Origin of the sequence: Alteriqipengyuania flavescens (genome assembly GCF_030406725.1) — a bacterium.
Taxonomy (GTDB): Bacteria; Pseudomonadota; Alphaproteobacteria; order Sphingomonadales; family Sphingomonadaceae; genus Alteriqipengyuania_B; species Alteriqipengyuania_B flavescens.
Genome location: NZ_CP129107.1, coordinates 2,446,039 through 2,460,010, shown reverse-complemented (window position 1 = coordinate 2,460,010; position 13,972 = coordinate 2,446,039). Strand labels below are relative to the sequence as shown.

At 65.0% G+C, this 13,972-nt stretch carries 16 protein-coding genes, 1 tRNA gene and 1 other RNA gene; 10 read left to right on the top strand and 8 right to left on the bottom strand.

Features of this window, described 5'->3' with window-relative positions; all coding sequences use genetic code 11:
• Positions 1-24 precede the first annotated feature (24 nt).
• Genes QQW98_RS12590 through QQW98_RS12580 form a run of 3 tightly spaced genes read left to right on the top strand, consistent with a single transcriptional unit; the run spans position 25 to position 3,687 of the window.
• The gene (locus QQW98_RS12590) at positions 25-1,326 is read left to right on the top strand and encodes a 3-methyl-2-oxobutanoate dehydrogenase (2-methylpropanoyl-transferring) subunit alpha (protein ID WP_290135277.1); all 1,302 of its coding nucleotides are present in this window, start codon (positions 25-27) and stop codon (positions 1,324-1,326) included.
• Positions 1,323-2,375 (top strand): alpha-ketoacid dehydrogenase subunit beta, encoded by a 1,053-nt coding sequence (locus tag QQW98_RS12585; RefSeq protein WP_290135276.1) that lies wholly within the window; start codon positions 1,323-1,325, stop codon positions 2,373-2,375. Before QQW98_RS12590 ends, QQW98_RS12585 begins: the two co-directional genes overlap by 4 nt.
• A gap of 4 nt (positions 2,376-2,379) precedes the next feature.
• The gene (locus tag QQW98_RS12580) at positions 2,380-3,687 is read left to right on the top strand and encodes a dihydrolipoamide acetyltransferase family protein (protein ID WP_290135275.1); all 1,308 of its coding nucleotides are present in this window, start codon (positions 2,380-2,382) and stop codon (positions 3,685-3,687) included.
• Between the two features lie 3 nt (positions 3,688-3,690).
• Here the strand turns inward: QQW98_RS12580 and QQW98_RS12575 are convergent, their stop codons facing one another.
• Positions 3,691-4,095, bottom strand: coding sequence for a hypothetical protein (locus QQW98_RS12575; RefSeq protein WP_290135274.1), 405 nt, complete (start codon positions 4,093-4,095; stop codon positions 3,691-3,693).
• 199 nt (positions 4,096-4,294) lie between these two features.
• Between QQW98_RS12575 and QQW98_RS12570 the strand changes: the two genes are divergently transcribed.
• Positions 4,295-4,371 (top strand) — tRNA-Asp (locus QQW98_RS12570).
• 22 nt (positions 4,372-4,393) lie between these two features.
• Here QQW98_RS12570 and QQW98_RS12565 read toward each other — a convergent pair.
• The 5 genes from QQW98_RS12565 to QQW98_RS12550 all read right to left on the bottom strand — a co-directional run bounded on the left by QQW98_RS12565 (position 4,394) and on the right by QQW98_RS12550 (position 6,043).
• The gene (locus QQW98_RS12565; protein ID WP_290135273.1) at positions 4,394-4,636 is read right to left on the bottom strand and encodes a DUF2842 domain-containing protein; all 243 of its coding nucleotides are present in this window, start codon (positions 4,634-4,636) and stop codon (positions 4,394-4,396) included.
• Positions 4,633-5,190, bottom strand: coding sequence for a 5-formyltetrahydrofolate cyclo-ligase (locus QQW98_RS12560; protein ID WP_290135272.1), 558 nt, complete (start codon positions 5,188-5,190; stop codon positions 4,633-4,635). Before QQW98_RS12560 ends, QQW98_RS12565 begins: the two co-directional genes overlap by 4 nt.
• A gap of 156 nt (positions 5,191-5,346) precedes the next feature.
• Positions 5,347-5,521: non-coding RNA, 6S RNA (gene ssrS / locus QQW98_RS14000), on the bottom strand.
• A gap of 10 nt (positions 5,522-5,531) precedes the next feature.
• A complete protein-coding gene (locus QQW98_RS12555; RefSeq protein WP_290135271.1) occupies positions 5,532-5,852 on the bottom strand; it encodes a cell division protein ZapA in 321 nt (106 codons plus the stop codon).
• Entirely contained in the window at positions 5,849-6,043 is a 195-nt protein-coding gene (locus QQW98_RS12550; RefSeq protein ID WP_290135270.1) for a hypothetical protein, read from the bottom strand. The genes QQW98_RS12555 and QQW98_RS12550 overlap by 4 nt, the downstream gene beginning before the upstream one ends.
• Positions 6,044-6,271: 228 nt before the next feature.
• On the opposite strand from QQW98_RS12550, the gene tkt reads away from it, so the two are divergent.
• From tkt to QQW98_RS12530, 4 genes are read left to right on the top strand one after another with little or no spacing between them, the layout of a single operon-like run.
• Positions 6,272-8,284 carry a transketolase gene (tkt, locus tag QQW98_RS12545; protein ID WP_290135269.1) on the top strand — a complete coding sequence of 671 codons (2,013 nt, stop codon included), beginning with the start codon at positions 6,272-6,274 and terminating at the stop codon, positions 8,282-8,284.
• A 15-nt stretch (positions 8,285-8,299) separates the two neighbouring features.
• Positions 8,300-9,307, top strand: coding sequence for a type I glyceraldehyde-3-phosphate dehydrogenase (gene gap, locus QQW98_RS12540; RefSeq protein ID WP_290135268.1), 1,008 nt, complete (start codon positions 8,300-8,302; stop codon positions 9,305-9,307).
• A gap of 4 nt (positions 9,308-9,311) precedes the next feature.
• Positions 9,312-10,520, top strand: a complete 1,209-nt coding sequence (locus tag QQW98_RS12535) for a phosphoglycerate kinase (protein ID WP_290135267.1) — start codon at positions 9,312-9,314, stop codon at positions 10,518-10,520.
• Entirely contained in the window at positions 10,517-10,984 is a 468-nt protein-coding gene (locus tag QQW98_RS12530; RefSeq protein WP_290135266.1) for a PaaI family thioesterase, read from the top strand. The genes QQW98_RS12535 and QQW98_RS12530 overlap by 4 nt, the downstream gene beginning before the upstream one ends.
• Here QQW98_RS12530 and QQW98_RS12525 read toward each other — a convergent pair.
• The gene (locus tag QQW98_RS12525) at positions 10,981-11,739 is read right to left on the bottom strand and encodes a flavodoxin family protein (RefSeq protein ID WP_290135265.1); all 759 of its coding nucleotides are present in this window, start codon (positions 11,737-11,739) and stop codon (positions 10,981-10,983) included. The genes QQW98_RS12530 and QQW98_RS12525 overlap by 4 nt on opposite strands.
• Before the next feature lie 142 nt (positions 11,740-11,881).
• On the opposite strand from QQW98_RS12525, the gene QQW98_RS12520 reads away from it, so the two are divergent.
• Positions 11,882-12,772: a fructose bisphosphate aldolase gene (locus QQW98_RS12520; RefSeq protein WP_290135264.1), complete on the top strand. Its 891-nt coding sequence runs from the start codon at positions 11,882-11,884 to the stop codon at positions 12,770-12,772.
• Positions 12,773-12,777: 5 nt separating this feature from the next.
• Here QQW98_RS12520 and QQW98_RS12515 read toward each other — a convergent pair whose 3' ends face one another.
• Entirely contained in the window at positions 12,778-13,179 is a 402-nt protein-coding gene (locus tag QQW98_RS12515; protein WP_290135263.1) for a hypothetical protein, read from the bottom strand.
• Positions 13,180-13,218: 39 nt separating this feature from the next.
• On the opposite strand from QQW98_RS12515, the gene thiE reads away from it, so the two are divergent.
• Positions 13,219-13,905 (top strand): thiamine phosphate synthase, encoded by a 687-nt coding sequence (gene thiE, locus QQW98_RS12510; RefSeq protein WP_404800813.1) that lies wholly within the window; start codon positions 13,219-13,221, stop codon positions 13,903-13,905.
• The last annotated feature ends 67 nt before the right edge of the window (positions 13,906-13,972 follow it).

The window sequence follows — 13,972 nt, the reverse complement described above, 5'->3', positions numbered from 1 at the left end:
GGGCGCCCGACAGGGGAGAGAGCCATGGGCGACCAGCCCGAAAACGGCCAGAAGGTCGGCGACAACAGGCCGTCGCTCAAGCTTCATGTGCCGGAGCCGAAATTCCGTCCCGGCGACACGGTGGATTATTCGCACCTTGCCGTGACCAAGCCGGGCGAACAGCCCCGGCCGGACGAGGCCTGCGCCCCGGTCGAGACCAATCCGCTGACCGTCGATCTGGTCCGCGTTTTAGGCGACGACGACAAGGCGCATGGTCCTTGGGATCCGCGCCTCAGCCCCGACCAGCTGCGCGCGATCCTGTCCGACATGGCGCTGGTGCGCGCGTTCGACGAGCGTATGTATCGCGGCCAGCGGCAGGGCAAGACCAGCTTCTACATGAAATGCACGGGCGAAGAGGCGACCAGCGTCGCCGCCGCCCATGCGCTGGCGAGCGACGACATGGTCTTCCCGAGCTATCGCCAGCAGGGCATCCTGATCGCGCGCGGCTATCCGCTGACGGAGATGATCAACCAGATTTACTCCAACCGCGCCGACAAGCTGAAGGGTCGCCAGCTGCCGATCATGTATTCGAGCCGGGAGCACAGCTTCTTCTCGATCAGCGGCAATCTTGCGACCCAGCTGCCGCAAGCGACCGGCTTCGCGATGGCAAGCGCGATCAAGGGCGACAGCCAGATCGCGGCGACATGGGTGGGCGAGGGTTCGACCGCAGAAGGCGACTTCCATTCCGCGCTGACCTTCGCTGCCGTCTACAACGCGCCGGTCATTTTCAACGTAATCAACAACCAGTGGGCGATCTCCAGCTTCAGCGGGTTCGCCGGGGCGGAGCGCACCACCTTTGCCGCCCGCGCGGTGGGTTACGGCATTGCCGGCCTGCGCGTGGACGGGAACGACGTGCTGGCGGTCTACGCCGCGCAGCGCTGGGCGGCCGAACGCGCGCGGACCAATAACGGCCCGACACTGATCGAATATTTCACCTACCGCGCGGAAGGCCACTCCACCTCCGACGATCCCAGCGCCTATCGTAGCGCCCAGGAACGGGAGGAATGGCCGCTCGGCGATCCGATAAACCGGTTGAAGAAGCACCTGATCGCACTCGGCGAATGGGACGAGGCGCGGCACGAGGCGCTCGATGCCGAATGCGTCGACCGGGTGAAGAAAGCGACCAAGGAAGCCGAGAAGAACGGCATTCTCGGCCACGGCCTGCACCATCCCTTCCGCACCATGTTCGAGGATGTGTACGAAGAATTGCCGTGGCACCTCAAGGAACAGGCCGAGCAGGCGGTGCACGAGCGGGAAGTGAAGTTCCCCGGAGGGCTGCCGAAATGAGCGCGGACTTGAAAACCGAAACGGCCGAAGCGGGCGAGCGCCGCTTCAACATGATCGAGGCGATCAACGACGCGCTCGACATCATGCTGGAGCGCGATTCCGACACGATCATCATGGGTGAGGACGTCGGCTATTTCGGCGGGGTGTTCCGGGCGACAGCGGGCTTGCAGGAAAAATACGGCAAGACGCGTGTTTTCGACACACCGATATCCGAATGCGGGATCATCGGCGTCGCCGTGGGCATGGGCGCCTATGGCCTGCGCCCGATCCCCGAAATCCAGTTCGCCGACTATATCTACCCCGGCCTCGACCAGCTGATCAGCGAAGCGGCACGCCTGCGCTATCGCTCCGCCGGCGAATATATCGCGCCGATGACCGTGCGCAGCCCCTTCGGCGGCGGGATTTTCGGCGGTCAGACCCACAGCCAGAGCCCCGAAGCAATCTTCAGCCACGTGGCCGGCCTGAAAACGGTGATCCCGTCCACGCCCTATGACGCCAAGGGACTGCTGATCTCGGCCATCGAGGACAACGATCCGGTCATCTTCTTCGAGCCCAAGCGCATCTACAACGGCACGTTCGATGGCTATTACGACAAGCCCGTGCAGCCGTGGAAAAAGCACAAGGATTCCGTGGTGCCGGAGGGGTATTACAAGATCCCGCTCGGCAAGGCGCGGATCGTTACCGAAGGCGAAGCGATGACCGTGCTGGCCTACGGCACAATGGTCCATGTGGCGGAAGCCGTGTGCCGTGAAAAGGGCGTCGATGCCGAAGTGATCGACCTGCGCAGCATCGTGCCGGTCGATATCGAGACCATCGAGGCCTCCGTGCGCAAGACGGGGCGCTGCATGATCGTGCATGAGGCGACCCGAACCACCGGCTTCGGTGCCGAACTATCGGCGCTGGTGCAGGAACGCTGCTTCTATCACCTGGAGGCGCCGATCGAGCGCGTCACCGGTTTCGACACACCCTATCCGCATAGCCTGGAATGGGCATATTTCCCCGGTCCTGTCCGCATCGGCGAGGCGATCGACCGGCTGCTGAAAGAGTAATCCTATGGCACGCTATACCTTCAACCTGCCCGACATCGGCGAAGGCATCGCCGAAGCGGAAATCGTCGCCTGGCATGTCAAGGTCGGCGACATGGTCGAGGAAGACGACCAGCTGGCCGACATGATGACCGACAAGGCGACCGTGGAAATGGAAGCGCCGGTGTCGGGCAAGGTGCTGGAAGTCGCCGGTGAGGTCGGCGACACGATCTCCATCGGATCCATGCTGGTCGTGCTGGAAATCGAAGGCGACCCCGATGAGGTCGACGATAGCTCGCAGGAAGCCGCGGCGCCGGCCCCCAAGGCCGAGGCGGTGGAAGAACGTATCGAGGTCGAAACTTCGGATGCCAGCGATGCCGACGATGCGATGGCTGCCGATCCGGCTGCTCCTGCAAAGGCGGAACCGACACCCGCTCCCGCGCCCGCGCCGGCTCCCAAGCAGGATGCCAAGGTCCTGGCTTCACCTGCCGTGCGCAAGCGGGCGGAAGACCTCGGCATAGACCTGGCGCAGGTCAGGCCTGCGGAAGGCGGCCGCATCCGTCACGGCGATCTCGACCAGTTCATCGCCTACGACAGCGGCGGGATCGAGGCCCCGGGCACGCGGCGCGCGTCGGAAGAGGTAAAGGTCATCGGCCTGCGCAAGCGGATCGCCCAGAACATGGCCGCGGCCAAGCGGAACATCCCGCATTTCTCCTACGTGGAGGAAGTGGACGTGACCGAGCTGGAGCATCTGCGCGCGCAATTGAACGACCAGCGCGGCGACCGGCCCAAGCTGACCATGCTGCCGCTGCTGATCACCGCGATCACCAAGACCTTGCCCGACTATCCGATGATCAACGCGACCTATGACGACGAAGCAGGCGTGGTCACTCGCCACGGCTCCGTCCAGCTCGGCATGGCTGCGCAGACCGACAGCGGCCTGATGGTGCCGGTCATCCGCAATGCGGAAAGCAAGAACCTATGGCAGCTCGCGCGCGAGATCATGCGCCTTGCGAAAGGCGCGCGTGACGGGAAGCTGAAAAGCGAGGAACTGTCCGGCTCGACGCTCACCGTCACCTCGCTCGGCCCGCTTGGCGGTGTGGCGACCACGCCGGTCATCAACCGGCCCGAAGTCGCGATCATCGGCCCCAACCGTATCATCGAACGCCCGATGTATGTGAAGGGCACGGACGGCGTGGAGCGGATCGAGAAGCGCAAGCTGATGAACATCTCGATCAGTTGCGATCACCGCGTGGTGGACGGTTATGACGCGGCGAGCTTCGTGCAGGACCTCAAGCGCCTGATCGAAGCCCCGGCCCGCATCCTCGCCGGGTGAGGCTTATCGCACGGTGGCGCGGTAGCTGACCTGGCCGCGCCCGCGTGCGGCGTCGCCGGCGTTTATTGTCCAGCGCAGGTGCGTGATTCGGCCCGCGACATTGTCCGGGCCGCGAAATGTCGCACCGCCGTCCGTCGAGACGGATACCTGTCCGCTCGCGCGATCGAAGCGCAGGCCGGCGGGCAAGGCGCTCGTCACCGAAAAGCTTTCCAGGCTGGCGGATTCGGCACGCCAGCGCACGATCGTGACGATGGTCTCGCCGGGGCGGAAACTGTCTGCGGCAGCCAGGCTGCGCGCGCCGCCGTCGACCTTCTCGACGAAGACGGCGCTGTCGAGCGATATGGAGCTGGCACTGACCGGTCCCGTAAACATCGTCAGCATGGCCATGACGGCGAGCAATTTGCGCATCTAATCCCCCTGCGGCGCACGTTTTCCGCGTGCACGAACCCCGGCACGAGCCATGACGGGAAGGGGCGAAAATATGGTTAACGGCAGGGTGAAATCCGCGGTTCGCAAATGGTTCGAATTTTCCGCAAGAAGGTCAGTTGACAGCCCCGCGCCGCTGGCCTAGTGGCGCGTCTCCCAAGAGGCGCTACAGCGCAAATGCGCGGGTGTAGCTCAGTTGGTTAGAGTATCGGCCTGTCACGCCGAGGGTCGCGGGTTCGAGTCCCGTCACTCGCGCCACTTGGGACATTACCTTTAGAAATCAGGTGTCGGTATCGCTGCCTTCGGGCGGCCGCATGCTGCCCGTTTCCATCCACTGGAGGAAGCGGCCGAGCGGCAGCAGCCAGGCGAGGCCCAGCGCGATGTAGACGATCGTCTGGAAGGCGGGATGCCAGCCGCCGACAATGCCCGGCACATAGCGCGCGATGACGATTGCATAGACGGCGAGGCCGACCAGCAGCATCAGCATGCCGAAGGGAATGCGCCAGGTCGGCTCCGTCCTCATGCGAAAGGCCCGAAGAGGCGGGTGGGGGTGATGACGGCGTCCAGCCTGCGGTCGTGCTCTTCCATGGGCAACTCGTCGCGCAGCTGCACGTCCCACGCAAGTCCGATCGCTTTCGTGTCGGGATTGTCGGCCAGCCACCGGTCGTAATGACCGCCGCCCTGGCCCAGCCGGGCGCCGTTCGCCGTAAAGCCGACCAGCGGAACGAACAGCACGTCGGGGCGCATGGTCGGAGCATTCGCTTCCGGTTGCTCGATGCCGAAGGGGCCGATCTCCAGCCCGCTTTCCGCGAACGGATCCTCGAAGCGCGCGAACTCCATTGGCGAGGTCTCGCTGTCGAAACGCGGCAGCGCGACCGCGTAACCGGCCTCGGAAAAGAATCGTGCGTAGGCGGAGGCAGGCGCCTCGGTCGTGTTTTCGCGGTAAAGCCCGATGGCGGCGCCATCCGGCACCAGGTCCATCACGGCTGCAGGCGGGCGCTTGAACAAGAGTGCCCGTATCCGCGCGTCCTGCGCCTCCACATGCTCACGTCGGAGCGCAAGCAAATCGCGCCGCATCCTGGCTTTTTGAAATCCTGACAGGGCTGGTATCCTCGAAATTGCGCCACCGCGCTCAAGCAGCGAAGCGGTAGCGAGAAAAGGCGCGCTCAAGCAGCGAAGCGGTAGCGAAAAACCGCGCTCAAGCAGCGAAGCGTTAGCGCGAAAGGAACGGTTGGCGGAACCACCATGGGTCGGTGCCGTGAAATCCTCTGACGCCTCAACGTCAGGTGGGCGCCGTGTGCCTCGAAGCCGGACCCTATTGCAGATCCCGCGCCTCGGACAGGGACGGCTCCCTTGGATTGCTTATAGCCTCAGGGATATTCGGTCGGCTCGTGCCGGGCAGTCCCGCCGCGACCTATTTAGGTATGCTCGGGCTGCCGCTCAAGCGTGTTCGCGATATTCTCGAGCCGGTTGGCGATACGATCCAGCTCAGCGTCGATTTCGGGGTCACTGGCAGGCCGGGGTTCGGGTTCCGGCCGGCCTTTCAGTTCGTGGACCTCGTCGGCCAGCAGCAGCGCGGCGAACAGCAGCGTGCGCACCTCGCTTTGGTTGCCGGTGCCGCCCATTTCATCGAGCTTGGCGGAGATCATGCGGCCGAGGCCGGTGATGTGCGCTTCCTCCCCATCGGCGCAGGCAACCGTGTAGTCGCGCCCGCCGACATGCAGCGTGACGTTGCTCATCGCTCCATCCTCGCAATCAGGGAATCGAGCTCCGCCAGCGAGCCGCGCACGGTTTCTTCCAGCGCGCTGTTCTTCGCAGGCACCTGGGCCCGCGTGGCCGCCTGCTCTATCCGTGCGAGCGCCGCGTCGATCCGGGCGAGGGCCGCCGCGGCAGCGCTGCCCGGCGTTTCAAGGGGAAGACCGTCCGTCATGGCGCGGCAGATTATGGCGAATGTCCAATCTTGGCAAAAAGTTGCCGGACGGGCCTGTGAATAATGTTGCAGGGGCGGATGCGGGCAAAGTCGTGTTGACGGGCAGGGGACTGCCCTTGACGCGATGCGGGGCATTGGCAAAGCCGCTGGCGAGCCGATCGCACGCGCGAATCGCCAGCCAACATCGCAGCCAGGCCGCCCGATCCGCGGCGGCAGGAGAATATCCGAATGAGCCTCGACCACGCCCGCCTTACCCAGATGGCCAACGCGATCCGGGCGCTCAGCATGGATGCGGTGCAGGCGGCGAATTCGGGGCACCCCGGGATGCCGATGGGCATGGCGGATGTCGCCACGATCCTGTGGTCCGAATTCCTGAAGTTCGATCCGGCAAACCCCGATTGGGACGACCGCGACCGCTTCGTCCTGTCGGCAGGACACGGCTCCATGCTGATCTACAGCCTGCTCCACCTGTCGGGCTATGCCGAACCGACGATGGAGGACATCCGCAACTTCCGCCAGCTCGGCAGCCCGTGCGCCGGCCATCCGGAGAATTTCCTGCTTCCGGGCGTAGAATGCACCACCGGCCCGCTGGGGCAGGGGCTGGCGATGGCCGTGGGCATGGCGATGGCGGAACGGCATCTCAACGCCGTGCATGGCGACGACTTGGTCGACCACCGCACATGGGTGATCGCCGGTGACGGCTGCTTGATGGAAGGCATCAACCACGAGGCGATCGGCCTTGCCGGGCACCTCAAGCTCGGCCGGATGAACGTGCTGTGGGACGACAACAACATCACCATCGACGGGGACACGGAGCTGTCGACCAGCGAGGACATCAAGGCCCGCTATCTCGCCACCGGATGGCACGTGGTCGAATGCAACGGCCACGACCATGACGACATCCGCCGCGCCCTTTCCGAAGCGCGCGACCACCCGCTGCCGACGCTGGTGGCCTGCAAGACTGTGATCGGGAAGGGCGCGCCCAACAAGCAGGGCACCAGCGCCACGCATGGCGCGCCGCTCGGCGATGACGAGGTTGCCGCCACGCGCGCAACGCTGGGCTGGGATGCGGCGCCCTTCGAAGTGCCCGAACAGGTCCTGTCCGACTGGCGCGCCACCGGGGAACGGGGCAAGCAGGCCCATGCCGACTGGCAGGCCCGGCTGGGCAGCGATGCGGACCGCAAGGCCGGCTATTTCTCTGCGACGATGCATGCCGGCGACACCGCCGGCCCCGCGCTGGAAGCCTACATGGCCGACCTTGCTGCCAATCCGCAGAAGGTGGCGACGCGCAAGGCATCGGAAATGGCGCTCAACGTCCTGACCGCATCGATCCCGTCGATGATCGGCGGCAGCGCCGACCTCACCGGATCGAACAACACCAAGACCCCGTCGACCGATCCGATGACCGCGAACAACTACGCCGGCCGCTATGTCTATTACGGAATCCGCGAATTCGGCATGGCGGCTGCGATGAACGGCATGGCGCTGCACGGCGGCATCATCCCGTACGGCGGCACGTTCCTGATCTTCAGCGACTATTGCCGCAACGCCATCCGCCTGTCGGCGCTGCAGCAGGCGGAAGCGATCTACGTCATGACCCACGACAGCATCGGGCTGGGCGAGGACGGGCCGACGCACCAGCCGATCGAGCAGGTGATGAGCCTGCGCCTGATTCCCAATCTCAACGTGTTCCGCCCGGCCGACGTGATCGAGACCGCGGAATGCTGGGCGCTCGCCTTGCAGGCCAAGGGTACGCCGTCGGTGCTGTGCCTTTCGCGCCAGGGCCTGCCGCAGCTTCGCGGAGAGGGTGACGAGGCGTGGAGTGCGACCAGCAACCGCAGCGCGAAGGGCGCCTATCGCCTGCGCACCGCACGGGCGGACCGGAAGGTCATCCTCATCGCCACCGGCAGCGAACTGGCGCTGGCTTGCGAGGTTGCCGAAACGCTCGAAGGGCAGGGCGTGGGCGCGGACGTCGTTTCGATGCCGTGCATGGAATTGTTCGAGGCGCAGGACGAGGCGTACAAGCGCGACCTGCTGCCCGATGTCGACCCGTCCACCATCCTGCGCGTCTCGATCGAGGCCGGCAGTACGCTGGGCTGGGAACGATACACGATGGCGCACGGTCTCAATATCGGGATCGACCGCTTCGGCGCGTCGGCGCCTGAAGGCGACCTGTTTGCGAAATTCGGCTTCACTGCGGACGCTATCGTGCCGCAAATCATGAACAAATTGAACGGTTAAGCGAGGAGTATTGTCATGGCGACGAAGGTAGCAATCAACGGTTTCGGCCGCATCGGCCGGCTTGTCGCACGGGCCCTGCTGGAGCGTGACGATCACGACCTGGAACTGGTCGCGATCAACGACCTCGCCGATGCGAAGTCGAACGCGCTGCTGTTCCAGTATGATTCGACCCACGGTCGCTTCCCCGGCACGGTGGAAGTCGATGGCGACACGATCGCCGTGAACGGCAAGGCCATCAAGGTCACCAGCGAGCGCGACCCCGGCAACCTGCCGCACAAGGCGATGGGCATCGACCTCGTGATGGAATGCACGGGCTTCTTCCAGAGCGACGAGGCGGCCCGCCCGCATCTCGATGCGGGTGCCAAGCGCGTTGTCATCTCCGCCCCGGCGAAGAACGTGTCCAAGACGATCGTCTACGGCGTGAATCACGACACGCTGACGGCGGACGATGTGATCATTTCCAACGCCAGCTGCACCACCAACTGCCTCGCCCCGGTGGCCAAGGCGCTGAACGACGCGGTCGGCATCGAACGCGGCTTCATGACCACGATCCACAGCTACACCAACGACCAGCGCATGCTCGACCAGATGCATTCCGACATGCGCCGCGCGCGCGGTGGGGCGCAGAACATGATCCCGACGACTACGGGCGCCGCCCGCGCGGTCGGCCTCGTCCTGCCCGAGCTCAACGGCAAGCTCGACGGGTCGTCCGTCCGCGTGCCGACGCCCAACGTCAGCCTCGTCGACTTGGTCTTCCAGCCGGGCCGCGACACTTCGGCAGAAGAACTGAACGCCGCGCTTAAGGCAGCTGCCGAAGGCAAGATGAAGGGCGTGCTCGACTTCAGCGACCAGCCGCTCGTTTCCAGCGACTTCAACCACCATCCCGCCAGCTCGACCGTCGACAGCTTGGAAACCAGCGTGATGGAAGGAAAGCTCGCCCGCATCGTCAGTTGGTACGATAACGAATGGGGTTTCTCCAACCGCATGATCGACACGTCCGGCGTCGTCGCCGGGCTGATCTGAGCCGATGACGTTCCGCACCCTCGACGATCTCGGCTCCGACCTCGGCGATGTGACCGGCAAGGTCGCGCTCGTCCGCGTGGATCTCAATGTGCCAATGCGCGAAGGATCGGTGGCCGACGACACGCGGATTCGCGCGGTGATGCCGACCATTCTTGAACTGGCCGACGCGGGTGCGAAGGTCCTGCTGCTCGCTCATTACGGGCGGCCGAAGGGGCAGAAGAACTCCACCATGACGCTCAGCTGGGTTCAGGGCGGGGTCGAGGACGTGCTCGGGCGTGAAATCATGTTCATTCCCGAGCTTACGGGGCCGGTCGCCGCGCAGGCCATCGGCATCCTCGGCAATGGCGACATCGGCCTGATGGAGAACACGCGTTTCTGGCCGGGGGAGGAGGCGAACGATGCCGATTTCGCCGCCGCCATCGCCGAGAACGCCGATTTCTACGTAAACGACGCATTTTCCGCCGCTCACCGGGCGCATGCGAGCACGGAGGGGCTGGCGAAGGTCCTGCCCGCCTATGCCGGCCGCGCGATGGAAGCGGAATTGAAGGCGCTCGACGCGGCGCTCGGTAATCCGGAAGCGCCGGTCGCGGCCGTCGTGGGCGGGGCGAAAGTGTCCACTAAGCTCGACGTGCTCGAAAACCTCGTCGGGCAGGTCCAGCACCTGATCATCGGCGGCGGGATGGCCAACACCTTCCTCGCCGCGCGCGGTGTCGATGTCGGCAAATCCTTGTGCGAGAACGACCTGACCGAGACAGCCAACGCGATCATGGACAAGGCCGACCATGCCGGCTGCACGATCCACTTGCCATACGACGTGGTCGTCGCGCCTGAATTTGCCGCCAACCCGGCAGGCTTGCGCACCTGCAACGTGCACGAAGTGGGCGCGAACGAGATGATCCTCGACATCGGGCCGCAGGCGACGGAGGCGCTGGCCGACGTCCTGAAGACCTGCCGCACGCTGGTGTGGAACGGCCCGCTCGGCGCGTTCGAGATCGAGCCCTTCGACACCGCGACGGTGGCTCTTGCCCGGACGGCGGCGGCGTTGAAGCAGGATGGCTCGCTGACTTCGGTCGCAGGCGGCGGCGACACGGTGGCCGCGCTCAACCATGCCGGCGTGGCGGACGATTTCAGCTATGTTTCGACCGCAGGCGGCGCTTTCCTCGAATGGATGGAAGGCAAGGAATTGCCCGGCGTAGCGGCGCTGACGGCGTGAGCGAAATCGTCGAGGCCGGGCACGGCCCGATCCCCGTTACCGAAGGCGAATGGGCCGGTTGGTCCTTCTGGCAATCCGATGCGTTCGAGCAGACTGCCGGGCCGTTCTACGAGCGGCGCGAGGATAACGGCGACTGGGTCTGTGCCTTCCGCACCGAAGACCGCCACATGAACGGCGGCGGGTTCCTGCACGGCGGGTGCCTCATGACCTTTGCCGATGCCGCCCTGTTCACCATCGCACGGGGCGAGATGCACGACAGTTTCGGCGTGACGATGAACCTCTCGGGCGATTTCCTGAACCCGGCCAAGCCCGGCCAGTTGGTGGAAGCGCGCGGCGAGGTTACGCGCGGTGGCGGGAAGACCGTGTTCGTGCGCGGGATCGCGACCGCAGACGGCACGCCGATCCTCAGCTTCACCGGCATCATCCGCAAGACCGGCAAACGGCCTTCGAGCCTCCCGGCCTAGCGGTATTCCGGATTGGGCGCGTCGAAGCGGCGCCCTTCCTTCCACAGGTCCACCGAATTTCCGTGGCAGGGTATGCCGCCTGCATCCTTCAGCATCCGTGCCATCTGCATCAGGTTCCAGGTCATGAAGGTGGTGTTGCGCTTCGTGAAGTCGTTGTCGAACCCGACATAGCCGTCGGCGTCCTCTTTCGGATCACCGTAGCTGGGGCCGGGACCGGCCTCGCCGATCCAGCCCGCGTCGGCTTGCGGCGGGATGGTGTAGCCGACGTGCTGCAACGAATAGAGCACTCCCATGCCGACATGCTTGATGCCGTCTTCGTTGCCGGTGACGATGCATCCGCCGACTTTTCCGTAGAACGCGTATTGCCCCTTGTCGTTGGTCTGGCCGGAATGGGCATACAGCCGCTCGATCAGGGGCTGGCAGACGCTCGATTTCTCGCCCAGCCAGATCGGCGTGCCAACCACGAGGATATCGGCCGCGCGCACCTTCTCCCAAATGACCGGCCATTCATCGGTGTCGGCCCCGTGCTCGGTCATGTCCGGGTAGACGCCGGGCGCGATTTCGTGATCGACCAGGCCGACTTGCTCGAGCGCGACATTGTTGCGCACCAGGATGGTCTCGACCACGCCCAGCAGCTTGTCGGTGTGCGAACCCTGCGGCGACGGCTTCAGCGTGCAGTTGATCGAGATCGCCTTCAGATCGCTGAAGTCGGTGGTGTTTTCATCGCACAACCTTGCCTGGGTATCGTCGAGCATCGGTCTCTCCTTCACCGCACATGCGCTTGGGCGGCGGAAAGGTTGTCCGCCGGTGTTGCGGACCATGGGCGGTCTGGCTAAAGCGCCGCGCATACGAATGCACGCACCGGAGGGGCGCGGGCCGCAAATGGGATCACGACGCATGACTTTCGATGAAATGAAGCAGCAGATGGCGACGAAGAAGGGCTTCCTCGCCGCACTCGACCAGTCGGGCGGATCGACGCCGAAGGCGCTGCAGGGCTACGGCGTGGCCGACGATGCGTGGACCGGCGACGAGGAAATGTTCGCCGAAATCCACAAGATGCGCTGCCGGATCGTGACCTCGCCGGCCTTCGGCAGCGGCGGCGTCATCGGGGCGATCCTGTTCGAAAAGACGATGGAAGGCTGCTTGGAGGACGGCTCGCCGATCCCGGAGCTGCTGTCGCGGCGCGGTGTGGTGCCGTTCCTGAAAGTCGACATGGGCATGCACGATACAGAAAATGGCGTGCAGCTGATGAAGGACATGCCGCGCCTGAACGAGATGTGCGCGCGGGCGAAGGAACTTGGTGTGTTCGGCACGAAGATGCGCTCGGTCATCCACGAGGCGAACCAGGAAGGCGTCGCCGCCAACGTTCGCCAGCAGATGGATTTTGGCCTGCAGATCCTCGACAACGGCCTCGTCCCTATTCTCGAGCCCGAAGTCAGCCTGAAAAGCGAAACGCGTCCGCAGGCCGAGGCGCAGCTTCTGGCCGCCATGCTCGACCAGCTCAATCGGGTGCCGGAAGGCGAGCACGTCATGCTGAAGCTCACCATCCCGAGCGAGGCCAATCTCTATCGCCCGCTGGTGGAGCACCCCAAGGTGCTGCGCGTCGTGGCCCTTTCCGGTGGTTACGGCCGCGACGAAGCGTGCCGCGAACTCGCGAAAAACGAAGGCATGATCGCCAGCTTCAGCCGCGCCCTGCTCGAAGAACTGCGCGTGCAGATGGACGATGCGCAGTTCGATCAGGCATTGGAGACCGCGATCGACGAGATTTCTTACGCCAGCGCGACCTGAGGGCGTCAGATTCCTTCGAAGGTGAAGCGATAGGCGGCGGGCAGGGGCTCGTCCTCGCCCGCCATCCGGCCCGGCTCGCCGCTCGCAAGCATGATACTGGCGCCGCGCACATCGCGCGCTTCGCCAAGCTCCAGCAGGACGCTTTCCCGCCATCCGGCACCGTCGATCCGCGCGTTGACGATCAGCCGGCCCGCCCAGACGCAGCGCGCGTTGATGGGGCAGCGGCTGTCTTCGACCAGCGAAAGCGGGGTGACGACGACCTCGCCAGCCTTTACCGCCTCCCCGAACGCCACCGGCGTGGCAGGCGCCGCGACCGGCGCTTCGGCAAGCGGGACGGTGCCCGCATTCGTAGCGCAACCGCCTGCCAGCGCAAGCGGTGCAAGGGCGAAGAGGACAGCGTGTTTCATGCCTGCGAATCTGCGCTCTGCCGCGTTGCTGCGTGCTGAATGTCGACGAATACTTCCAGCAAGGCTACCAGCGGCCCGATGACCGATTGCCAGCTCTACCTGATCTCGCCGCCCGATGTCGGCGGCGACTTCCCCGACCGTCTTGTCCGCGCGCTCGACGCGGGCCCGGTCGCAGCCTTCCAGTTCCGCGTGAAGGACGTGGACGAGCACGAGGCCGCACGGCTTGCGGAGCCGCTGCAGCGCATTTGTGCGGAGCGGGACGTGGCCTTCGTCGTCAACGACAGTATTGCCCTCGCAAAGCGCCTGAAATCGGACGGCGTCCATCTCGGTCAGGATGACGGCGATGTGAAGGACGCGCGGGAGCGGCTCGGCAAGGATGTGCAGATCGGGGTGACCTGCCACGCCTCGCGCCACCTTGCGATGGATGCAGGCGAGGCGGGAGCCGATTACGTTGCGTTCGGGGCCTTCTTCCCTAGCGAGACCAAGGATAGCGGGCACCGTGCCGAGCTCGACCTGCTGGAATGGTGGGCGAAGATTTTCGAGCTGCCGTGCGTGGCGATCGGGGGGATCACGCCTGCAAATTGCCCGCCGCTGATCCGTGCAGGCGCGGATTTCCTCGCCGTCAGCCATGCGGTCTGGGGCGGGGACGAAGCGGCCTCCGTTGTGGAGTTCAACCGCGTGATCGCGGACACCGAAGTTGCGATGGCGGAGGAGGAAAGCGAATAATTCGAACGCCTTCGGACCCCTAAAGGCCGCCGCGCGTTGGATTTCCCATTACGTCGCGGCGAATCGG